The 22531-nt window shown below is 69.3% G+C and carries 16 protein-coding genes and 1 tRNA gene; 3 read left to right on the top strand and 14 right to left on the bottom strand.

Annotation, left to right across the window (positions count from 1 at the left end):
* Positions 1-94: 94 nt before the first annotated feature.
* From AC07NB_RS15500 to AC07NB_RS15465, 8 genes are all read right to left on the bottom strand, one after another.
* Complete coding sequence (locus AC07NB_RS15500) at positions 95-3088, bottom strand: TonB-dependent receptor (protein WP_494572100.1); 2994 nt, start codon at positions 3086-3088, stop codon at positions 95-97.
* 77 nt (positions 3089-3165) lie between these two features.
* Positions 3166-4155, bottom strand: coding sequence for a FecR family protein (locus tag AC07NB_RS15495; protein WP_494572101.1), 990 nt, complete (start codon positions 4153-4155; stop codon positions 3166-3168).
* A gap of 87 nt (positions 4156-4242) precedes the next feature.
* Positions 4243-4803, bottom strand: a complete 561-nt coding sequence (locus AC07NB_RS15490; RefSeq protein WP_494572102.1) for an RNA polymerase sigma factor — start codon at positions 4801-4803, stop codon at positions 4243-4245.
* Between the two features lie 61 nt (positions 4804-4864).
* On the bottom strand, positions 4865-7672 hold the full coding sequence (locus tag AC07NB_RS15485; RefSeq protein ID WP_494572103.1) for a TonB-dependent receptor: 2808 nt from the start codon (positions 7670-7672) through the stop codon (positions 4865-4867).
* Positions 7673-7795: 123 nt separating this feature from the next.
* On the bottom strand, positions 7796-9640 hold the full coding sequence (locus AC07NB_RS15480; protein ID WP_494572104.1) for a Ca2+-dependent phosphoinositide-specific phospholipase C: 1845 nt from the start codon (positions 9638-9640) through the stop codon (positions 7796-7798).
* Positions 9641-9718: 78 nt separating this feature from the next.
* Complete coding sequence (locus tag AC07NB_RS15475) at positions 9719-10252, bottom strand: class I SAM-dependent methyltransferase (protein ID WP_492312675.1); 534 nt, start codon at positions 10250-10252, stop codon at positions 9719-9721.
* 35 nt (positions 10253-10287) lie between these two features.
* Positions 10288-11466 carry a glycosyltransferase family 4 protein gene (locus tag AC07NB_RS15470; RefSeq protein ID WP_494572105.1) on the bottom strand — a complete coding sequence of 393 codons (1179 nt, stop codon included), beginning with the start codon at positions 11464-11466 and terminating at the stop codon, positions 10288-10290.
* A gap of 1 nt (position 11467) precedes the next feature.
* Positions 11468-12391: a glucosamine inositolphosphorylceramide transferase family protein gene (locus AC07NB_RS15465; protein WP_494572106.1), complete on the bottom strand. Its 924-nt coding sequence runs from the start codon at positions 12389-12391 to the stop codon at positions 11468-11470.
* A 365-nt stretch (positions 12392-12756) separates the two neighbouring features.
* On the opposite strand from AC07NB_RS15465, the gene AC07NB_RS15460 reads away from it, so the two are divergent.
* From AC07NB_RS15460 to AC07NB_RS15450, 3 genes are all read left to right on the top strand, one after another.
* On the top strand, positions 12757-13257 hold the full coding sequence (locus tag AC07NB_RS15460) for an RNA polymerase sigma factor (protein WP_291833253.1): 501 nt from the start codon (positions 12757-12759) through the stop codon (positions 13255-13257).
* A 109-nt stretch (positions 13258-13366) separates the two neighbouring features.
* The gene (locus tag AC07NB_RS15455) at positions 13367-14308 is read left to right on the top strand and encodes a FecR family protein (RefSeq protein ID WP_291833256.1); all 942 of its coding nucleotides are present in this window, start codon (positions 13367-13369) and stop codon (positions 14306-14308) included.
* A 112-nt stretch (positions 14309-14420) separates the two neighbouring features.
* A complete protein-coding gene (locus AC07NB_RS15450) occupies positions 14421-16769 on the top strand; it encodes a TonB-dependent receptor (protein WP_494572107.1) in 2349 nt (782 codons plus the stop codon).
* 243 nt (positions 16770-17012) lie between these two features.
* On the opposite strand, the gene AC07NB_RS15445 is transcribed toward AC07NB_RS15450, so the two are convergent.
* The 6 genes from AC07NB_RS15445 to AC07NB_RS15420 all read right to left on the bottom strand — a co-directional run bounded on the left by AC07NB_RS15445 (position 17013) and on the right by AC07NB_RS15420 (position 22346).
* Positions 17013-17102: transfer RNA gene (locus AC07NB_RS15445), tRNA-Ser, on the bottom strand.
* Between the two features lie 84 nt (positions 17103-17186).
* Positions 17187-18119, bottom strand: a complete 933-nt coding sequence (locus tag AC07NB_RS15440; protein ID WP_494572108.1) for an NUDIX hydrolase — start codon at positions 18117-18119, stop codon at positions 17187-17189.
* Between the two features lie 2 nt (positions 18120-18121).
* The gene (locus tag AC07NB_RS15435) at positions 18122-18715 is read right to left on the bottom strand and encodes a YfbR-like 5'-deoxynucleotidase (RefSeq protein ID WP_291833264.1); all 594 of its coding nucleotides are present in this window, start codon (positions 18713-18715) and stop codon (positions 18122-18124) included.
* A 171-nt stretch (positions 18716-18886) separates the two neighbouring features.
* Positions 18887-19759, bottom strand: a complete 873-nt coding sequence (locus AC07NB_RS15430; RefSeq protein WP_494572109.1) for a methyltransferase type 11 — start codon at positions 19757-19759, stop codon at positions 18887-18889.
* A gap of 213 nt (positions 19760-19972) precedes the next feature.
* Positions 19973-20833 carry an AAA family ATPase gene (locus AC07NB_RS15425; protein WP_492312681.1) on the bottom strand — a complete coding sequence of 287 codons (861 nt, stop codon included), beginning with the start codon at positions 20831-20833 and terminating at the stop codon, positions 19973-19975.
* Positions 20834-21068: 235 nt separating this feature from the next.
* Positions 21069-22346 (bottom strand): lytic murein transglycosylase, encoded by a 1278-nt coding sequence (locus AC07NB_RS15420; RefSeq protein ID WP_494572110.1) that lies wholly within the window; start codon positions 22344-22346, stop codon positions 21069-21071.
* Positions 22347-22531: the final 185 nt, after the last annotated feature.

Raw genomic sequence — 22531 nt, 5'->3', positions numbered from 1 at the left:
GCGCCGCACAAGTCGGCTAAGCAAAATTCTTGCGCGGATGACCGATGGGGGCCGTTCGCGGGCAGTAATTTGCCGTGCGAAATGCGGGGCCTGGCTACAGGGTCCAGCGGAAGGAAAACGACATTGCGGGACCGGCCCGACCCAGCTGCAGCAGGCGATCGGGCGAGCCCTCCCAGGCCTGATCGACGGTGTCCGTCAGGTTCGAGGCGGTCAGCACGATCTGGGCGTGGTCCGTCAGATCGAAGGTGGCCTGGGCGTCCAGGTAGCCGGCCGGAGCGACCACGAAACTGGACACGCCGCCGCCCTGCATGTCGGCCTCCGACCGGAAGGCCGAGCGCCAGGACCAGGAGAGATTGACCGCCAGCCGGTCGCGCTCGAAGAACGGATTGATCGAATATGACAGCTCCGAAACGCCCAGCAGATCCGTTCCCGAATCCTCGATCCGGCTGTCGGTCCAGGTCGCGCTGGCCCAGAAGCCGAAGCCCGTGGCGAAGCGTCGGTGCAGGCCGATTTCGACGCCGTCCACGCGGGCGCGGCCGACATTGCGGGGCCGGGACATCATGACCGTCGCCTGCACCGGCGGTCCGGCGCGGGTCTCGAACGTCAGGAGTTCCGGCGCCGCCAGCGTCTGGACGTAGTCGTCGATCGACTTGTGGAAAAGGGCGACGCTCAACGCGCCGCGGGGCCGGGTCAGTTCGTAAGAAACATCAAGGTTTGTCGCGACATAGGGCGTCAGGTGCGGATTGCCGCCGACCCCCGTGAAGATGATCCCCGGGGACGGCGTGTCGATCTCGGCCTGCCCCCGTTCATAGATGGCCGCCACCAGCACGCTCGCCGGGACGGTCGCTGATCTCAGGTCCGCCAACGATGGGCGGGTGATCGACCGGGACGCCGCGAACCGCAGCAGGCTGTCATCATCCAGATCGAGGGTCAGATTGGCGCTGGGCAGCCAGATCCGGTGCGAGCCGGCATAGGCCACCGACCGCACCTCCATGGCGCCGCCGGCCATGCCCAGGATCGAACCCTCGACCTCGGTGCGCGTCTCCACCACCCGAAGGCCGAAATTGCCCGAGATCGGCCAGCGCAGGCCGACCGTATCCACGTCCAGCCGGACATAGGCGGCCGCGACCCGCTCGCCGACGGTGTAGGAATTCTGCAGGTCGGCGCCGCTCGGCGTCAGGTCGCCGGGCTGGAAGACGACGCCGTCCCGTTCGCCGGGCAGGACGAAGCTCTCCCGGAACCAGCGGAAGTCCGCCGCGGCCCACGGCGCCGAGCGTTCATCGATCAGGCCTTCGAACACATCGCGCGGGGTGATGATCCCATAGGTCTGGAAAGGCAGGTCGACGCCGGGCCGGAGCACGGCCTGCCGGTCGCGTCGCTGGTAGTCGCGGTTGCGGTCGGTGAACTGGCCTCCGACCCGCAGGACCGACAGGTGCAGGACGCCCAGGGTTCGGTCGAGCGGGCGTCGGGCGTCGATCACGGCCGTCAGATCATCGTCCCGGGACTCCACGGCCCGGACCGCCAGGCGGGGCGGCAGCAGCAGACCCGGATCGGTCAGGTCCAGGCCGGTGGTCAGGTGGGCGGCCCTGCGCCTGTCGACGGCGTCGCCCAGATCGAAGGCGTAGGCCACGCCGGTCGGCAACTGGGCCGACATCCGCTCAAGCGGCGTATCCAGCACCGACCGCGCTACCGAGGCGCTGATGCGCGGCTCCAGCCGCCATTCGCCGATCCGTATCCGCGCGCCGGACGAGACGGCGAGGTTCAGGTGCGACTGGTCCGAGACCTCGGTGTTGTTGTCGATACGGCCGTTCTCAACCGTCGCGGCCGTGACGACGCCGTTTCGAACGGTGACGGCCGAGCCCGGCAGGGCCAGCCGCTCGCCGAGCATATAGACAAGCCGGTCCTCCCGGATCGCATTGTCGAAGGTCGAAACCAGGCCGTCGAAATCGAGCAGAAGATCAGGCGTCGCGCGCCAGTCCAGGCCGAGAAAGGCGCTGCGTCGACGCCGGTCCTCCCGTTCGATGGTGGTGCGGACATCGCTGGGCGTCGTGACCGTGGCTCCGCCGATCGACAGGTCGTAGTACCGCTGGATCTGGAACCGGTCGTAGCGCACGGACCGCTGCTCCTCGGCCAGTCCGCCGACGAGGCCGAGGTCGCCGTCGGGCGACACGATCCGGCCGGCGATGGACACCTCCGGACCCGTGCGGTCCGTGTGCGCTTCCATCTCGCCTCCCATGCGCAGGGTCAGGAAGGGCGCGCCGTCCAGCCCGCCGATGGTTTCGATGTCGATGTTCGAGCCGATGCCGCCGTCGATCATGTCCGGCGTGGCCGACTTCGACAGCGTCGCGCCGGCCAGGAGGTCCGGAGACAGGGCCCGGAAGCGGAACTGGCGTCCGCTCTGGGTCGAGTTGCGGATGTTCTCGTTGAAGGCCACCGGAGCGCCGTTCAGGGTCACCGACTGGAACAGCGGGCCGAGGCCGCGCACGCTGACGAACTGGCCCTCGCCGACCTCGCGTTCCACGGCTACGCCGGGCGCGCGCTGCAGGGCTTCGGCCAGGTTGGCGGCGGGCAGATCGCCGATCCGCCCCGCCGTGACGACGTCGGAGATGACGTCCGCCTCGCGCTTGCGGCGCAGGGCTTCGTCGATCTGCCCTGACAGCCGGCCCACGACGACGACGGCTTCCAGCTCGACCGGTTCGTCTTCTGGGGGTGGAAGAGACGGGCGCTGTGGCGAGGCGGCGGGCGGACGGGGATCGGCCCAGACGCGCACGCCGTGGGCGCCGATGAAGCGGTGGCGCAGGTCCGTGCCGCGAAGCATCTGCTCCAGGGCGGTGCGCCACGACATGCGGCCGCGCACGGCCCGGGTGCGGACGGTGGCGCCCGGGCGCTGGACGAAGGCCAGTTCGCAATCGGCGACGGCGCAGAGCTGGATCAGGGCCGAGGAGGCGTCCTGGGCGGGGATGTCGAAGGTCTGCAATCCCGCCGTCTGGGCATGGACCGGCGTCGCCGCCAGAAGCGCCAGCGCCGCCGCCAGACCTGGCGCGCGCCACGCGTTGCGCGCCGGCAGCGATCGAGCGGTCGGAGCCAAGCGCGGGACCCTGTCAGGTGGCGGTGGAAGGAACCGCGAGTCCTTACAGCCCAGGCATGACAGGTCTGCGATAGGGCCTATTCGGCCCGGACAAGGGCGCGGCCGTCCGCCGTCCGTTCGACCGTCACCGGCAACAGGGCGTCGATCCGGTCGACCAGCGACTGATCGCCATCGAGCGGCAGGATGGCGGTGACGCGCAGGGCGCCCAGCCGGGAATCGACGATGGTCAACGGCCGGTCGGAATAGCGGGACGCCGCGGCGATGACCTCCGACAGGGGGGCGTCGCGGAAGATCAGGCGGCGCTTGCGCCAGGCGGTCGCGACGTCGAGGTCGTCGCGGATGCGCCGGACGACCGGCCGCCCGGGCTGGAAGACGGCCTGATCGCCGGGGGCCATCGCCACCCCGTCCGTCAGCGCCCGTCCGTCGGCGGCGTCGCGCGTGCTGATCACGACCCGGCCTTCCAGCAGGGCGACTTCGGCGGCTTCGTTTTTCAGGGTGGTGGTGAAACGCGTGCCGGTGACGATCACCTTGCGGTCCATCAGACCGACCTGGAACGGATGGGCGGTGTCATGCGCCACCTCGAAATAGGCGGCGCCGCGCTCCAGCGTCACGCGGCGCACCTTGTCGTCGAGGGACACGCGGATCGCCGAGCCGGCGTCCAGCGTCACGTGCGAGCCATCATCCAGCACGACGTCCGAAATCCGGCCGGGGGCGCTTTCGTACAACCGCCCCGCCGGCGCGGACAGGGAAGGCCACATCAGAACGCCGCCGACCGCGGCGGCGGCGACCAGGCCGCCGGACAGCAGGAGCCGCCGCGACAGGGCGGGGTCTCGGCGCCGCCACCGGATCCTGGCCAGATCGGCCTCGAAGACTCCGCGCAACGGCTCCAGGGCCGCACTCCGCGCCTTGGCGCTTTCATAGCGGTCCAGATTGCCCGGATCGGCCTCCAGCCAGGCCGTGAACCGGTCCTGCTCACGTGCGCTGACGCCCGGCCGGCCCATGCGGGCCAGCCAGTCCTCGGCCGTTGCCGGCCGGCGGGCGAACAGTGCGGTCAGGCGGTCGATCATGGACGGGCGAAACTCTCGTGGGGCCGGCCGCGCTCAGCGTGCGCGACATGTGCTTCACAACTCACAACGACGGGGAAGCCAAACACCTCAGTCCTCCGCCGATATCTTCAGCTGACGGAGCGCTTCGGCGATGTATTTCTCGACCATGCTGACCGAGACGCCCAGCCTGGCGGCGATCTGGCGATAGGTCTGGGTCTCGAACCGATGCATCAGGAAGGCCTCGCGCGTGCGCGGGGGCAGGGCGCGGATCACGGCGGCCGCGGCGGCCAGATTCTGTCGGCCGATCAGCCGGTCGTCAGCGGGGCGGTCGTCGCTGGCGATGGCGCGCGGACCGGCGTCCAGGGTCGCGACGTCCTCGGCGACCAACCGGCGGGATTCCCGCGCGGCGGCCTTCCACCGGTCGTTCTGGATATTGCGGGCGATGACGAACAGCAGTGGGCGGGCGTCGGGAGACGACAGGTCATGGCCGGCGCGGTGGAAGCGGACGAACGCTTCCTGAACCGCGTCCTCGGCGTCGCCGAGCGGTTGTCCCTTGCGTTGCAGATAGCTGACGACATCCCGGCGCAGGCCCGCGACGGCTCCGGCCTGCCGCGCGGCCTCGCCCGCCGGACGCGCGAAGACGCCCCCTCCCTCGGAGGGGGCGTCCACCTGGGCTGTCGTCCCGGGGATCAGGATACAGCCCGTGCGCGGGTGCAGGCTTCGTGCAAGGTCAGAAGTCCATGCGCATGCCGAAGGTGACGCGGCGTCCCGACATTTCGTCCATCACCGGGAACGACGGATCCAGGGTGTAGCCCGTGGTCCGCTCGTCCGTGAGGTTGATGGCCTCGAGGTTCAGCTGGACGTTGTCGGTCAGGTTGTAGCTGAAGGACACGTCGGTCTGGCCGTAGCCGTCGCGGGTGATCGGATACATTTCGTAGCCGATGCCTTCGACGTAGGCGTCCTTGTAGTTGTACGAGACGCGGCCCTGGAAGCGGTCGTTCTCGTAGAACAGGGTGACGTTGTAGGTGTTGTCGGCCAGGCCGATGGGCGGGGTCGGGATGCCCAGGGTGGAAGAGCCGGTCAGCGAGCTGTCCAGCATGGTGTAGTTGGCGTTGATGCCGAAGCCGTCCAGCGGCGCGTAGAACATGCCGAACGGAACGACGGCCACCAGTTCCACACCGCTGACATCATACGAACCCGGCTCGTTGATCGGGCTGTAGACGTCGAAGTCGAAGATGCCGTTGACCGTGCCGTTGGCGTTATAGACGGTGACGTCCTGCACGGTGCCCGTCAGGGCCTGACGGACGACGCCCTCGATGGTCTTCGAGAAGTAGGACACGGCCAGCAGACCGCCTTCCGGCAGATATTTCTCCAGACCCACTTCCCACTGCTTGGCGTAGGTCGGCTTCAGGTTCGGGTTGCCGTCCGTGAAGCGGAACGAGCCCCAGTTGGCGGTGCGCTTGTAGGCCAGGTCCGTCAGCGCCGGGCGGATCAGGGTCTCCGACGCCGCGCCGCGGAACACGATGCTGTCGGTCAGCTCGGCGGTGAAGTTCAGGCTGGGCAGCAGCTTGTCATAGGCGCCGTCGCTGGACACCGGCGTCGGCGTATAGGTGGTGCCGCCGGTCGGCGTCTGGATCTGGTGATAGCCGGACGAGGTGATCGAGGTGTCGACGTAGCGCACGCCGGCGTTCACGCTGACCGGGACCGGCCCGAGGTCGAAGTCCAGGTTGGCCATGGCGTACGCCCCGAGGACCTGTTCGGAGACTTCGTAGTAGTCGCCGACGTTGAACGGGGTCGAGAAGCCGGCGTAGCGGAAGGTGCGACGGGCGTAGTCGTTCGAGACTTGGCTCCAGGCCAGATCCCGGATGGTGTAGGCGCCGCCGGGCGCCAGGTCGTCGCTGCGCGTCAGGGTGCTGTCTGACAGGCGGCGGGTGTTGAGCCAGGCGGTGCTGCCCGCCGTCGGACCCTGGATGTTCAGGGCGCCGTACTGGCGTTCCTTGTTCCTGTCGGTGTAGCGCAGGCCGACCTGGACGCTGGTCAGGGCCGGGAAGACGTCCAGCGCGAAATGCTGGGTGAAGTCCACCTGGGCGGCGTATTTGTCGTCGGTGATGTGCTCGAGCGTGGTCTCGTAGGCCTCGAACAGATAGCGGTCGAACGAGCTGTACATGTCGAAGCCGCCGGAGGTGGCGCTCGGGATGGTCTCGCCGCCGTTGGCGGTCCAGCGGGTCCGCGACGGGGCGTAGGCCACGTGCTTCAGGTTGGACGAATCCAGCGTCTTCTCGGCGCCCGAATAGCCGACCATGGCGTTCAGCTCCCAGCTGTCGCCGCTCCAGTCCAGCGTGCCGGCGAACTGGGAATAATCGGTCTCGTTGATCCGCTCCTTGCTCAGCATCTCGTGCTGGGTGGCGGTGTAGGAGACGTCGCGCAGGACGATGATGCCCTGGTCGGCCAGGGTGGTGGCGTCGTAAGAGTGGATGGTTTCCAGCGTGCTGCGGCTGGAGGCCGAGTAGGCGGCGGCGTCGTACTCGTCCTCGGTCGTCTCATAGCCGCCCAGCATGGCGTCGAACGTCAGGCTGAGGGTGGACGAAGGCCGGTACTGCAGCGACAGGGTGCCGCCCCACTGGTCCTGCTCGTTCATGTAGATGCGGTCGCCGACCTTGTCCTGGAAGATGATCCGGTTGGTGATGGCGGTGTTGTTGCGGTCAGCGGCCGGGATGATGATGCCGGCATCGCGGGCGAGCACGGCCAGGGCCTGCGTGCCTCGCGCGCCGGTGGAGCTGGCGAGGAAGCGCGACATCGGGCGGAAGTTGATGCCCGAGTTGGAGTCGGTGCGGTTGGAACGCTGGGCGGTCGAGAACGAGATCAGGGCGCCGAATTTGCCCCAGGTGTCGCTGGCCAGGAAGGAGACCTTCGGGTCGATCTCGTCCGAGATCGAGTTGTGCGAACCCTCGACGGAGGCCACCAGCTGGCGCTCGCGATAGTCGAACGGGCGAGCGGTCGAGATGTCGACCGTGCCGGCGATGCCGCCTTCCTCGTCCGAGGCGCGGGGCGATTTCTGGACGACGACCTGCTGGATGACCTCCGAGGCGAAGATGTCCAGCTCGACCTCGCGGCCGCCGCTGCCCGAGGCCGTGGCCAGGTCGTTGATGCTGACGAAGGTGAACTCGGCGGGCAGGCCGCGGACGCTGACCCGGCCGCCCAGGCCGCGGTTGCGTTCGATGGTCACGCCGGGGATGCGCTGCAGCGCCTCGGCCAGGTTCTGGTCCGGGAAGTTGGCGACGTCGGTGGCGACGATGGCGTCCGAGAAGCCGACGTTCTCGCGTTTGATGTCGATCGCCTGCTCCAGGCTGCGCTGATAGCTGCCGCCGGTGACGACGACTTCGTCCAGCTGGGTCGACTCGTCTTGCGGGGTGGCGGCCGGGGCCGTCTGGGCCGCCGCGGCGCCAGCGCTCATCAGGCTGATGGCGGCGCAGCCGCCCATCAGGAAGGCCATGCGGCCGATGTGGGCCTGGCCGCGATTCTGGTTCGATCCGGTCACTTCGAAATCTCCGCTGGGTCGATGTTGACGTCGGCGGCCGCCGGCGGATCGTTCCGTCCGGCCTGCGCCCCCGTGGCCCTCAACGACCTCGCGGCGAGGTCCCTCAGCGTGTGACAGCAGGTTTCATTCAAAGTTCACGGCGGTGTCGTGTTCGCCGTCCGAGCCGACCTTCGCCAGCGCCGCCTGCACCTCCGCGCGGGCCGCCTCCATGTCGCGGCGGAAGGTCTCCGAGCGCTGTTCGGCGCCGTAGATCACAGCCCCGGACAGGATGCCCGCCTCGGCGGCGCTGTAGCTGTGCGAGCCGCAGATGTAGCGGCTCTCGGCGAACTCGCGGCCCCGGGCGTAGAGGATGTCGGCCCGCTGCGGGGCCAGTTCCGCCAGGATCATGGCCACATGCATGCCGTGGGCGGAGTGGCCGGACGGATAGTCGGGATTGCCCGCCAGATGATCGGTCTTCGCCTCGCAGATCGGCTGGTACGTGCCGATGTAGGGCCGCTGCGTGGCCCAGTGGGTCTTGGCGTCGCCGACCACGGAGCGGTCGTCGCCCGACCGCTGGAGCAGGGCAGTCAGCACCGGCGTTTCGGCTTCGCTCAGTTCGATCCCCAGGGCGCCGGCGAAGTGGTGGTACATCGTCCCGCGCACGTCGTCCGCCGCCAGCGCCCAGCGCGGCGTGCCCTCAAGGGGGCGAGTCTCGCGGAAGACGCCCGCGTTGGCGATGTCGCGCGCCGAGCCGGGGGCGGGGGGCGGGGCCAGCACCGTGGTCAGATCCGGGCGATCCTCGCGCGCCAGATAGCCGCGCTGGGGCGCGCCCGCCGTCAGTTCGATCGCCAGGCCGTCGCAGCGCCCGGGGGTCCGCACCGGATTGCAGACCGCCGCCGCCCCTCCGGGCAGGCGGACCTCATAGGTCGGGAAGCGCGGGTCGGCCCACAGATAGTCGGTCGAGACATACTGGGCCCCGCTGGACAGGGCGGCGCTGCGCCGGGCGACGCTCGCCGCGCGCGCCTCGACCGTGTCCGCGTCGGCGCGGGTGCGCACGACGAAGCCCGCCTCCACCGCCGCCCGGATGCGCGCCTGCTGGGCGACCGGGTCGTTCAGGGTCAGATAGGCGGCGGCGGGGGAGGCCTCGTCCGTGTTGATGAACATGGCGCGGCCCTCCAGCGAGCGCCGCTCGCCCCGATAGCTCGCGACCTTCCGGGGACCTTCGTCGAGGGCGAAGAAGACCTTGCCGCGCGCCTGACCCAGCGTCGGCCAGCCGCCCGCCAGGACACCCTCGCGCAGGGTGCGATGGCGGCCCTGGACCTGATCCGGGGTGATCAGGCTGTCGAGAGCGAAGACCGAGCGGATCTCGGCGTCCAGCGCGTCCCAGGCGGCGGAGTCGAAGTCCAGCAGGGCGACGCCGCCGGGCAGGGAGGGCGCGCCGGTCTTGGCGTTCAGCATGATCAGGATGGGGGCGTGATCAGGGTGGGCGCGCGACCAGTCGCGGATCTCGCCCAGGCAGGCGACGAAGGTCAGGCAGGAACTGCGGAAATCCACATCCGGCATATGCAGGGTCTTGAAGCCCGGCCGGGCCATGGCTTCGGCGAAGGCCGGGCTGACCGCCGTCCCGCCGCCCAAGGCCGTGCGCGGATGGGCGTAGCGCCCGCCCTCGGGATCGTTGAGCACGTCGATCTCGATCTGGCGCGCGCCGCCGTCCAGCTGTTCGGCCAGCGAACGGTGGGCGTAGTCCAGCCCGCGCGCCGCCGGATTCGCGGCGGTCATGACGGCCATCTCATCGCCCGGAACGGCCAGCTTGTAGCTGTTGTGCGTCCCGACTGCAGACAGGTCGTTGAGGCGCAGGGTCCGATCCATCCAGGGCCGGGCGCAGGCGTCGCCGCCCGCGGCGCCGACGTCATCCGCCGTGGGAATGCAGGTCGGTTCGGGCGCGGTCTGCAGCGAGCCCGCCAGCAGGATGGTCAGCAGGGTGAACATGGCGCGCTCCTTCGATTCCGACGGCGGCCCTCCTAGCCGCGGTCCGTGAAGGATCGATGTCGTGTCGCCCGATGAACGTCAGGCGCGCCGGATCAGGGTGTCGTAGACATGGGTGACGGTGTCGAACCCGACCCTCTGGTCCTGGCCGCCGAACGGCGCCGGATCGAACCACGGGGCCGTCAGGCCCGCCTGGACGGGATCCTCGACCTTGTCGGTATTCCAGCCCAGCAGGAGCCGGCCGCCAGGCCGCAGGATCGCGGCCATCGCCGCCACCGCCCGGCCTTGCTGTTCGGCCGCATCGACCCCGTAGCCGAAGACGCCGTTGCAGATGATCGCGTCGAAGGTGATGTCGGGGAAGATCGTGTCGATCTCGCACACATCGCCGGTCCGGTGGCGGCCGCTACGGCCCCAGCGGGCCGCTTTGGGATCGATATCGGTCGTCCAGACCTCGGCCCCGCCGGTCTCCAGCGCCGCGTAGTCGGTCGCGGTGTAGGCGCGGCACCCGACCCACAGGATCCGGCCGCCGGCCGCGGCGAAGGCGGGAATATAGGCCTCGGCCATGAGCCGGCGGTCGGGCAGGTCCCGAATGTCGCCGGCGCGCGCGGCGCGCATGCGCGCCGCGGTCTCCTTGCCGAAGAGAAGAGTTGTCAGAAAGGTGCGTCCGCCCATGGCAGGCCTCGGTCAATCACGGGGGATCCGGAAGATTGGCCGATCATGCGCAGGCGTGACGGATGATGGCCAGAGCGGACGCGACCTTCATCAGCGATACGTTGGCGCAGGTCGTCGAGCTGTTGAGCCCGCACCACGGGATTGTGGATCGCCATGACATGCGTCTGGCCCGCCGAGGCCATTCTCCGGCGCAGCTTGTCGTCGGTGACCAGGCGGGTGATGGCGTCCGCGAGCCCTGGCGCTTCCGGCGGGTCGACGTACAGGGCGTGAACCCCGCTCGCCTCCCTCAGGCCGCCGCGTCCGGAGGACACCAGCGCCGCGCCGGCGGCGTGGGCTTCCAGCGCCGTCAGGCCCAGCGCTTCGGCGACCCGTGACGGGGTCACGGCGATGGCGGCGCGACGCGACACCTCGATGACCTTCGCCATAGATGCGGACTTGTGGAGTTCGACCCGGTCGCCGAACCGCTCGAGGGCGCGAACGTGCGGTTCGGCCCAGGCCTGGTTCCGCTCCCATTCGCCGAGCATCAGGGCGCCGCGCCATGTCGGGTTCCCGTCCAGAACAGTCGCCAGCGCCTCGCAGAAGGCGTCGAGCCCCTTCTCGGGCAGGGCGCGACCCGAAAACAGGATCAGCGGCTCGCGCGCCGCGACATCGCCGCGCCAGGCTTCGATGTCGATCGGATTGCAGACCGCCGAAATCGCTCCCTTGAACCGGGGATAGTCGCTCCGGAACTCGGCGCAGGCCGCCTCGCTGACGAACACGAGGTGGTTGAAGGCCTGCAGCCGGCGGCGGTAGCGGAACCGCTCGATTGGATTGCTCGGCGGCTTGATGCGTGTGTGGCGATACAGGACGTGCATCGGACCGGGCAGGAGGCGGGCCAGCTCCGCGGCCGGCCCGAGCTGCTGGTGATACTCGACGATGTCGGGCGCCAGGTCCCGCAACACGCCGGCGACGACCTTGCGGCGTTCCGCCTTGCTCAGCCCGCCGGGAATGGTCATCAGGCCGGGCATCGCCGGATCGGCGGCCCCTGCGTCGCAGATGATCCGGATATCGTCCTCGAACCGGCTGCGCAGGTTCAGCGTCAGGGCGACCGTCTCCATGGAGTTGGTATGGCCCCGCTCCATCAGGCAGCCACGGGGCATGACAACGGCGATGCGCATCTCAGGCCGCCTTGGCGCGCTGCGAGCGCGGACCGTTCAGTCGGAACAGTCGGCGCAGCTTGTACTGGGCGCGGATATAGCGCTCGAGCGGGGAACGATTGACGCTCTTGACGTCGATGAAGGTCATGCCGCCGGTTCCTGAAAGGGTGTGAAGGCCGTCGCTGAAGCCGTCGAGAAATCCGTCCGGCTCGAACCGGCGGACTTCGGTCGCCTCGAACCGGTCCGGTCCGAGGCTGTCGATCCGCAGCAGCCGGATCCGGGAGCCGTAGGCGCCGGAGCAGTCCTGGACCGGCAGGTGAAGGACGCCCTCGCGCTCGAACGCCGAGCCGCCGGGACGGGAGTCCGCCGCGCCGGTCCGCACCGGATTGCCGGCATGGGCCGTCCAGGGGCCTTTCAGCCGGTCGGCCCAGGCGACATGCAGTTCCCGCATGGCGCGGTCATCCGGTCCGGGCAGGGCGTAGAACATCCACCAGCGCGCACCGGACCGAACGACGGTGGCGTCGATCGCGGGGACATCGAGAAGGGTCTGAACGGGTTCCCACCGGTCGGGAAAACGGACGCATCGATAGAGGGTCAGGACGCCGCTCTTGTACCCCTCGGGCAGCATGTAGAGCTCGCCGCCGTCCTCGATCAGGCTGGGGTAGGAGAGGTGGAACGGTTCGGCCAGCGCCACGCCCTTATCGATCAGGACATCGTTCCGGTCGTACTGGAAATAGTGGATCTCGCCGCGGCGAACCCGATAGTCGAACGCCTCGACGAACACGGTGACGACCCCGTCGCGCTCGATGCCGAAGGGGTCGGCCACGAACTGGAAGGAACGGTCGCCCGCGGGCAGCCAGACCACTTTCGCCGGGTCCAGTCCGCCGGGTTCGAGCGCGTGGGAAAGGGGGCTTCGGATATAACCCGAGCGCCAGAGGTCAAACATCTGAGCGTTCCGGAGCTTCGCGGGTCAAAGGGGCCGCACGGTTGCGTCGGACGGCGGACGTTTCGGAGCCTCGAAGGGCTGTCCGGGACGGATCGTCTTGCGCGCCGGGGTCTGCATCGCGTCGTCACTCTCAGGGGGGTCGTCCGGACCCGGCCAGCAAGCCGGGTCCGGACGACAGGAGGGCATGTCAAAAGGGGCTCACATGCCCTCGATGGGTAAGACGGCGCCCTGGGCGGCTTGCCTCAAAAGAAACTGCGCGGCATGAAACGGCGTTGTCTGGAGAAGGCGGCGTCCATCCGACGGCGTCGGGTGTTCTGAACCGACGAGAGGGCCGCACTCTTTTGACCGCGCCGACCGCGCATCCTTTGACCGACGTCTATTTCGAGCAGCGGGACGCGCTTGCGCGGTTCCTGCGCGCGCGCCTGGGCGGCGCGCCCGATGTCGAGGATCTGCTGCAGGACCTCTATCTCAAGGTGTCCGCGGTCAGTCCCGAGGTCGAGATCCGGGATGCGCGCGCCTTCCTGTACCGGCTGGCGTCCAACCTGCTGCTGGACCGGCGGCGTTCGGCGCTGAGGGGAGCGGCCCGTGACGGGGCCTGGCGTCTGGCCTCTCACGTCGTCGGCGCGTTCGAGGACATCGACGACGCCCCGTCCGCCGAGGCCGTGGTGGCGAGCCGTGAACGGCTGGCGGCGCTGATCGCGGCGCTGGAGACGCTGCCCCGCAAGACGGCCACGATCTTTCGGATGCACAAATTCGACGGTCTCAGCTACGCTGAGGTGGCGACCCGCCTCGGGATCTCCCGCAGTTCAGTCGAGAAGCATATGATGGACGCGCTGAAGATCCTGGCCGCGAGGGCGCCGCGGTGACGGGCGCATTTTTCGCGTTTGGCGTGATTTTCCTCGGAGGTGGCGCCGCGGCAGCGACGTCTACCCTCAGAGAGCCGCTCGCCGTGGCTGAAGGTCGACAGTCGTACAGATGAATATCCATACCGATATCGAGGAGACGGCCCGGGGCTGGTTCGTGCGCCTGAACGGTCCGGACGCGTCCGAGGCGGAATGGCTCGCCTTCCAGGACTGGATCGAGGCGGAGCCCGCCCATCGCGACGCCTACGACCGTGTGGAAGCCCTCTGGATCGCGCTGGACGAGGTTCCCCGCTCGGCCCTGCCGGCGAACGACGACCTTCCGCGTCCGCGCCGGTCGCGGCCCGGCTGGCTCTACCCGGCGGTCGGCATGGCCGCGGCTTTGGCTCTGGCCGTCGGTGTGTGGCCGCTGTTCGACGCCCCCACCGAGATCTACCGGACGGAATCGGCGCCGCGCACGGTCGAGCTGTCGGACGGCTCGGTCATTCACATGAACCGCCACTCCGATCTGAGCGTGCGCATGGAGCGGGGACGACGCGAAGTCGTCCTTTCCGACGGCGAGGCGGCGTTCGATGTCGCACACAACGCCTCGCGCCCCTTCGTGATCACCGCCAGCGACCACAGCGTTCAGGTCCTCGGAACGGCGTTCAACGTGGTCAACCACGACGGACGTTTCTCCGTGAGCGTCGAACGTGGCGTGGTCGCGGTGACGCCGGCCAGCGGCAAGGAGGCCATGCGGCTGACGGCGGGTCAGAGGGTTGATCAGCTCGGCCGCCAGCCGGCCGTCCTCAGCCGCGTCGATCCCGCCAGCGCTTCGACCTGGCGCAGTGGCGTTCTGGTCTATCGCAACGCCTCTCTCGCGGAGGTCGGAGACGACCTGTCGCGCTACCTCGACAAACCGGTTAACCTATCGGTTTCAGCGCAGAATCTTCGGTTTACCGGAGTTCTGCGGGTGGCGGATGAGGCGGTCATGCTGGAACAGCTCAAGGAGCTGGCTCCGGTCGAGGTCGTCCGATCCGCCGACGGGGTGGATTTGACTGGGCGTGACTCGCGCTGATCCTTCTGCAGGCGGCAGTACGGGGCGATTTGGCTTCGTCGGCCTCGGCCTTATCCTGACTATAGCCGCACTCGGCGTGGCCCGGCCCGCCGAGGCGACGCCTGACCGGCGGTTGAACCTTCACATCCCCTCGCAGCGGGTCGAGAACGCCCTTCTGGAGCTGGCGCTTCAGGCCCGCGTTTCCCTGGGCGGCGATCTGTCGGCCTGCCGCGGCGTCGCTCCCGCCCTGAACGGAACCATGGGGCTGGACGCCGCCCTGACCCGGGTGCTCGCCGGCTCGGGCTGCACATGGTCGGCCAGCGGGAGCGGGGCGATCATCATCCGCCGCGCCGGGCGGACCCGCGCCGTGGTCGCCCCGCCGCCGCGGCTCCCCCGGCTTCCTCCGCTCACGCCGGCGCCGCTGCTGGAGACCGCCTCGGAACTCAGCGACGTCATCGTCACCGCCGAGCGCCGGCCGGAATCGCCCCAGCACGCCGCCACTCCGGTCACGGCGGTGTCCGGCGAGCAGATCAATTTCGCCGGAGCGGCCAACGCCCACGATCTGAGCAATCTGATCGCGGGAATGACGGTCACCAACCTGGGCTCGGGCCGCAACAAGATCCTGCTGCGAGGCATGTCCGACGGCGCCTTCACGGGGCTGACCCAATCAACGGTGGGGCTGTACCTCAACCTTGTTCCCATCACCTACAGCGCCCCGGATCCGGACCTCAAGCTGATCGACCTTGACCGGGTCGAGGTGCTGCGCGGGCCGCAGGGCGCGCTGTACGGCACGGGTCCGATCGGCGGCGTGGTCCGCATCGTCACCCGGTCGCCGGATCCGCTGGCCTATGCCGTGGATGTGTCCGGGACCCGATCCGTCACGGCCGGCGGCGGCGCCAACACCGAGTATTCCGCCGTCGTGAACGTGCCGTTGCCGGGCGAGCGGGGCGCCATTCGCGGGCTGGCGTACGAAGAGTCCTTCGACGGCTATATCGACGATGTCAGCCTGAGCCTGCGTCGGGTCAACGCCTCATCGCGGCGGGGTGGACGGCTGGCGGCCAGCGTGCGCCTCGCTCCCGACTGGAGCACGACCGCGGGAATCGTCCATCAGTCGATCGACACCGAGGACACCCACTACGTCTACCGCACCCTGGGCGGGCTGAAGCGCGCCAACCTGGTGCGGGAACCCCATACGAACGATTTCAACCAGGCCTACGTCAGTGTCGAAGGCCGGGGCGACTGGGGGCGGGTCGATGGATCAATCGCCTATCTCGATCACCGCTTCCTCAGCCGCTACGACGCCTCGACCGCGCTTTTGCTGTTCGGCTCCCTGGCGCGGACAGGTGCCCTGGACGAGGCGAAGTCCATCAATCTGGTGGTGGGGGAGCTGACGTTCCGGTCGCCGCCGTCCGACACGATCGAATGGCTGGCGGGCGCCTTCTTCTCGTCAGGCGAGACGCGGTCCGAGACCCTGCTTGCGGCCCTGCGGCCCACGCCCGCTGACGTCTATAATGAAGTGCGCAATGATGAGCTCCGCGAGGCGGCGGCGTTCGGCGAAGTCTCATACGCCCTGACCCCGACCGTGACCCTGACGGCGGGGGGGCGGCTCTACGGCTTCGACTACGACACGCATTCCGATGTGACCCAGAGGTTCGGGCAACGACAGTTCGAGGGCAGCCGCAGCACCTGGGGCTTTTCGCCCAAGCTGGGACTCGACTACCGCCCTGACGATCAGCTGAGCCTCTACGCCCTGGTCAGTCAGGGCCACAGGACGGGCGGGTTCAACACGGGGGGGCCGCTCTGGCAGAACTTCAACGGCGGCCCGGGCAATCCCATGCGGGAATACTCCGGCGACACGCTGTGGAACTACGAGATCGGGGGCAAGGCTCTGCTCTGGGATGGGCAGGTTCAGGCGCGCGTCGCCGTCTTCGCGGCCGACTGGCAGAACATCCAGAGCGACCAGTTCCTCCCCAGCGGCCTGGCCTATGCCGTCAATGTGGGCGACGGCGCCAACCGGGGGATCGAGATCGAGGCCAACTGGCGGCCGAACGACGAGATCGAGATCCGCGCCAACGCCCTGCTCGCCGATCCGCGGATCACCCGGCCCAACGCGAACTTCAACTCGCGGGGGGATGCGGGCCTGCCCGGCGTTCCCTCGGCGTCGGCCAACATCAACGTCTCGTGGCGGCGTCCCGTCGGGGGAGGGCTGACCGCCTTCGTGGACGCCAGCCTGGCCTATGTCGGCCCCTCGCGGCTGACGTTCGACGCCGAGCGCCGCTACCGGATGGGAAACTATCTGAACGGCCGCATGTCGACCGGTCTGGAAGCGGACAACTGGGCGATCATGGCGTTCGTCGACAACCCCTTCAACACCACGGCCAACACCTTCTCGTTCGGCGACCCGTTCCGCCTGCCCGAGGCCCTGGCCACCACGCCGCTGCGTCCGCGAACGGTGGGCGTCACCCTCAGATTTTCGAAGTAGTCCCGGGCAGCGGGCCGGCGGCCCCGCCGTCGAGGCGTCCAGCTGACGGACTTCGACTTCCGCGAGGGCGAGGTCGCGCGGTCGAGCCGCAGGGCCAGGCCTGCGCCCTGGCCGAACCGGATCCGCGGGTGCACCGCTCGCCGGTCGGGGCGTTCAACCCGGTTGCCGGATCGAATTTCGCTCCTGAGCGATCAGCCTTGGCCAAATGGCCTTCAGCTTATTGATTTCACTGCAGAAGGCCGGTGGCGGAGAGGGTGGGATTCGAACCCACGGTACCCGTAAAGGCACGCCGCATTTCGAGTGCGGTACATTCGACCACTCTGCCACCTCTCCGCGGGGCCGAAACGCTTTGGTCGAGCGAGCGGCTTCTCTAATCGGGGAGCCCCTGCGCCGCAAGCAGGGAAATGACGAAAATCGTCAGCGTAGGGCCGGAAGGGGGAGGCCCAGGGCTTCGCCGGTCGACGGGTCGCCGTCGGCGACGCGGAAAAGCTCGGCCGGGCGGCCGCCGGTGGCCGCCGACAGACGGCCCGTGGCCTCGACCAGGCCGGTGCGCTCGACGCCCCGGCGGAAGTTCTGCTTGTGCAGGGACAGGCCTGCCACGGCCTCGGCGGCGGCCTGCAGGCCGGACAGGGTGAAGGTCTCGGGCATGAGATCGAACAGCACCGGACGGTACTTCAGCTTGCTGCGCAGGCGGCCCAGCCCGGTGGCCAGGATCCGGCGGTGGTCCGAGACCATGGGGCGGCCCGGCGCGGCGGCGGGCGGAGCCTTGTCGAGGTCGCGCGCCGCTTCGTCGACCAGTCCGGCCTCGTAGAGCAGCTCATAGCGTTCCAGCACCCGGCCCTCGTTCCAGCGCTGGCCGGGGGCGGCGGCGAACAGGGCGTCGATCCGGGCGGCGCGGCGGCTGTCGCCGGCGGTCCAGTCGCGCAGGCCCTCGATCAGGGCGGCCTGGCACGAGGCGGCGCCGTCACGGCGGTCCTCCCAGGGGAAGAAGTCCAGCACGGGGGTCCAGCGGGCCTCGGCCGCTGGGGCGTCGGCGGCGTCGGCCGTCAGGGCCAGATAGCCGACCGAGACCTCGCGGTGGTGCTCCGGTCCGGGGGTGGCGCGGGGACTGGCCCGGCCCAGGTCGCCGAAGGTGTAGAGCTGTTCGACGAAACCGAGGCGGAACCCGGTCTGCGCCGTCACGAAGGCGCGCAGGGCCAGTTCGAAGGTGCGGTCGCGGGTCGGGTCGAAGGGGCCGAAGGGCAGGGCCGCCGAACCGTCGTCGCCGGTCGTGGTCAGGACGCAGGCCTTGCCGTCCCTCAGCGCGATGACCACGGCCGACAGGCCGATGCGGACCCCCTGTTCGGCCATGGCTATTCGGTATGCCAGGCGTCGGGGGCGGAGATCAGGCCCACCGCCTCGGCCAGCACCCGGTAGCGCTCCAGATAGCGCTGCTGGGCCACCGGGGCGGGCAGGGGCTCGATGAGCAGGTCATAGCCGGCCGGCGGCGCGCCGAAGATGGTCAGGGACTCGGCCTTGTTGAAGCCCGCCAGCTGGGTCGCCTCGAAGTAGGCGCAGGCGCGGTCGGCCTTCTTGATCAGGGTCTTGATGGCCACCGGGTTCTTGGGCGGCAGGCCGAAGCGGACGTGAATGGCGCTTTCCAGCCGGGCCTCGAAGGCCTTGTAGTTCACGCCCAGCGCCGCCTTGAACGGCGAGATCATGTCGCCGATCACATACTCGGAGGCGTCGTGCAGCAGGGCGGCGAGGCGCCATTTCGGCTCGAGCCCCGGCTTGATGTGGGCGGCGATCTCTTCGACGACGCAGGAGTGCTGGGCGACCGAGAAGGCGTGCTCGCCGATGGTCTGGCCGTTCCAGCGGGCCACCCGGGCCAGGCCGTGGGCGATGTCCTCGATCTCGATGTCGAACGGCGACGGGTCCAGCAGGTCGAGGCGGCGGCCCGACAGCATGCGCTGCCATGCGCGGGGCGCTTTTGACGAAGGTCGAGGTGCGGAAGCCAAGGCGTGATCCAGTTCGATTGGCTGGACGTGGTGGCCCATAGAGCCCGCGTGATCAAGGCCGGAGCGGAATCGGCGCCCCGGATTCCGTGCACGGTCCGAGGCGGAGCCTGAGCGGCGGGGCTATTCCCCGGCGTTGAGCGCCACCAGGTCTTTGGCGTCCTCGAACACCCGGCCGCGGTTGCGGTCGCGCGAGCGGACCGTGGCCACCACCAGCGGGCCGCCGACGGGGCCGCGCGCCTCGTAGCCGACCAGACGCCAGCCCCCGGCGGAGGGCCGGTTGTCGGTCAGGATCCAGCTGGCGCGGGTGGCGTCACCCGCGGCCATGGCGCGGACCTCGGCGCTGTCGTTCTGGGCGCGGACGCTGACGCTGTCGCCGTTCTCGCCGCCTTCGATATCGACCGTGCCCGAGTCGTCGTTGGCGTCGATGTGGATGCCGCCGATGCGGACGGAGGCCTGATCGCCCTTGGTCTCGATGTGCATGCCGGGCAGGCGGATGTCGGCGTCGTCGCCGTTGGCCTGGACGGCCACGTCGGCCGCGGCCTCGGCGCGGGCCTCGGCGCGGGCGGCCTCGGCCTGGGCTCGGGCGGCGTTGGCCTCGCTCCGGGCCGCGACGGCCTCGGTCCGGGCGGCGGCGTCGGCGCCGGCCCGCAGACCCGCGACGGCCTGGGGCATGTCGGACGACAGGCGTTCCTCGAAGGTCTTGAGAACCTGGGGCGGGGTGCGGTCGCCGAGCGGGACCAGCTGGAGCGTCACCTCGGCCCCCTTGGGCCCCACGTAGGTGCAGACGGTTCCCTCATTGGACGCCGAGCCCTTGCGGGTCAGCGAACCCATGGTCTGCGGGCATTGCAGGGTCTCGACGACCTTCAGCACGCCCTTGGCGTCGCTGTCGTCCGTCGTGGTCGAGGAGATGTGCACCGAGCGGTCGCCGTCGCAAGCGGCGGTCAGCGCGGCCAGGGCGCAGACGGTGGGCAGAAGGAAGGGGCGGAGCGGCATGATCCTGATCCTCAAGTCACTGACATCCTGCGCGTCGCGGGGGCTGAATCCAGTGAAATCGCGGTAACCGGCGTGACGAAACCTGTCCGCACGTGTGGCGGATCGCCCGCAAGGGCGTGATGCGGCCTCGCATCCGTAGAGCTGATCATTGTGTCCCCCCGGACCCATCGCCAATCAGACTGCCTCTATTTGCGCGCCGCGTCACCCTTGCCGTCAGGCGCCGGGACGGCCGCCCTCGCGGCGGTTGAGGAAGGCCAGGCGCTCGAACAGATGCACGTCCTGCTCGTTCTTTAGCAGGGCGCCGTGCAACGGCGGGATCAGCTTGTTGGGCGTCTTCTCGCGCAGGGTCTCGGCGTCGATGTCCTCGACCAGCAGCAGCTTGAGCCAGTCCAGTAGTTCGGAGGTCGAGGGCTTCTTCTTCAGGCCCGGCGTGTCGCGGATTTCGTAGAAGGTCTTGAGCGCTTCGGACACCAGCCGGCCCTTGATGCCGGGGAAGTGGACCTCGACGATGTCCTTCATCGTCTCGGCGTCGGGGAAGCGGATATAGTGGAAGAAGCAGCGGCGCAGGAAGGCGTCCGGCAGCTCCTTCTCGTTGTTCGAGGTGATGACCACGACCGGGCGGATCTCGGCGCGGATCGTCTCGTCGATTTCCTGGACGTAGAACTCCATGCGGTCGAGTTCCTGGAGCAGGTCGTTGGGGAACTCGATGTCGGCCTTGTCGATCTCGTCGATCAGCAGGACGGGGCGGACGGGAGAGGTGAAGGCCTCCCACAGCTTGCCCTTCTTCAGATAGTTGCGGACCTCGTGGACGCGTTCGTCGCCCAGCTGGCTGTCCCGCAGGCGGCTGACGGCGTCGTACTCGTACAGGCCGTTGTGGGCCTTGGTCGTGGACTTGATGTGCCAGGTGATGAGAGGGGCGTTCAGGGCCCGCGCCATCTCATAGGCCAGCACGGTCTTGCCGGTGCCCGGCTCGCCCTTGATCAGCAGGGGACGCTCCAGGGCGACGGCGGCGTTGACCGCGATCTTGAGGTCGTCGGTCGCGATATAGTTCGACGTGCCTTCAAACCGGGACATGGCGGCTCCTGCGTAGCGTTTGAAAACGCCTAGCGAAGGCCGGGCGGGTAAACAACGATCATGTTTGGGTTCCGGCTCGGCGGCGCGTTTTCAAAGTCGGCTCAAACATAAAGTACGATATCTGCGCCACCGGGGGCGGGGGGCTAGTTTAACCCGGTGCGGCGCGGGCGCGGGTTCAGGGCCACATTATCGAGCGTGATCAACAGACTAAGCCGCGAAAGACGCGCGGGTGCGGCTACCCGCCCCTGCGGATCAGCTCATCGGCCAGGTCGGCGGTCAGATAGCCGTCGGCGAGGCGGTTGTTGGCGATCTGCCAGCGGCGCAGGGCGGCGCGGGTGTTGGCGCCGATGACGCCGTCGACGCCCTGGGTGTCGAAGCCCAGCGCCGTCAGGGCCCGCTGGGCGCCGATCCGCTGGTCGCGCGACAGGGGGGCGTCGGTCGGCCAGGCCTTGACCAGCCCCGGCTTGCCCTGGACGCCGTCGGCGGTCAGGCCGATGGCCAGGGCGTAGCTGACCGAGTTGTTGTAGCGGCGAATGACGTAGTGGTTCGGCAGGGCCAGGAAGGCCGGGCCGCGCGCGCCCTGGGGCAGCAGGATGGCCGCCTCTTCCAGCGCCTCCGAGTCATTGGGCTGGCCGCCGCCGGCCAGGGTGACGCCCTTGGCCGCCCATTGCCGCCAGCTGTGGCGCGGACCCTCGGCCTCGGCGTAGTCGAAGCCGGCGGGCAGGGTGACCTCGTAGCCCCAGGTCTGGCCGCGCTTCCAGCCGCCCTGGGCCAGCAGGTTGGCGGCCGAGGCCAGGGCGTCGGCGTCGTCGCCCCAGATGTCGACGATGCCGTCCTGATCCTGATCGACGCCGAGGCTGAGGTAGTTGTCCGGCATGAACTGGGTCTGGCCCATGGCGCCGGCCCAGCTGCCCTTCAGGCCCGCGCGGGCGCGCCTGCCGTCGACGACGATGTCGAGCGCGTTCTTCAGCTGGCCCTCGGCCCAGTCGCGGCGGCGGCCGTCGTAGGCCAGGGTCGCCAGCGAGCGGATGACGTCATAGTCGCCCTGGACCTGGCCGAAGGCCGATTCCTGGGCCCAGATGCCGACGAGGATCTCGGACGGGACGCCGAAGCGCTGGACCACGGCCCACGGCACCCGGTCGGTGCGCTGGCGCGCCTGGGCGATGCGGGTGGCGGTGACCGCGTTCTGGACATAGGCGCCGGCGGGGCGGCTGAACTCGGGCTGGTTGCGGTCCAGGCGGATGACGGACGGATCGGGCGTCAAGCCCGCCAGCTCGCGCTCGTACTGGGCGCGGCGCACGCCGCCGTGGCGGGCGAGGAAGCCCTGCTTCCAGCCGTCGAACCCGGCCTGATCGACGACGGGCGCCGGCGCGGGCGTCGAGGGCTGCGCGGGGGCGGGGGCAGGCCGTTCCGGGGCAGGCGCGGGCGTCGGCAGGACCGTCGGCGGCTCCGGCAGCATGGGAGCGCAGGCGGCGACGGTTCCGAGCAGGAGAAGGCGAAGGCTGATACGCATGATGGTGAGTCTAGTGTCCCCGGGGGCGGCGGCCTCATAACAAGTGCGCGAGTCGCCATCCCGCCATAAAGCGCCTGGATGGCGAAAGCGTTGCCGTGTGGTTCGCCCGGCGGCGTCATTAACCCTCTTTCTTTTTGGAATGGTGAACGTGTCGGGCGTAGGGAGAACGTCGTCCTCTGATACGG

It is taken from the genome of Brevundimonas sp. GW821-FHT09G01, from assembly GCF_059416065.1.
This window is presented reverse-complemented; position numbering and strand designations above follow the sequence as displayed.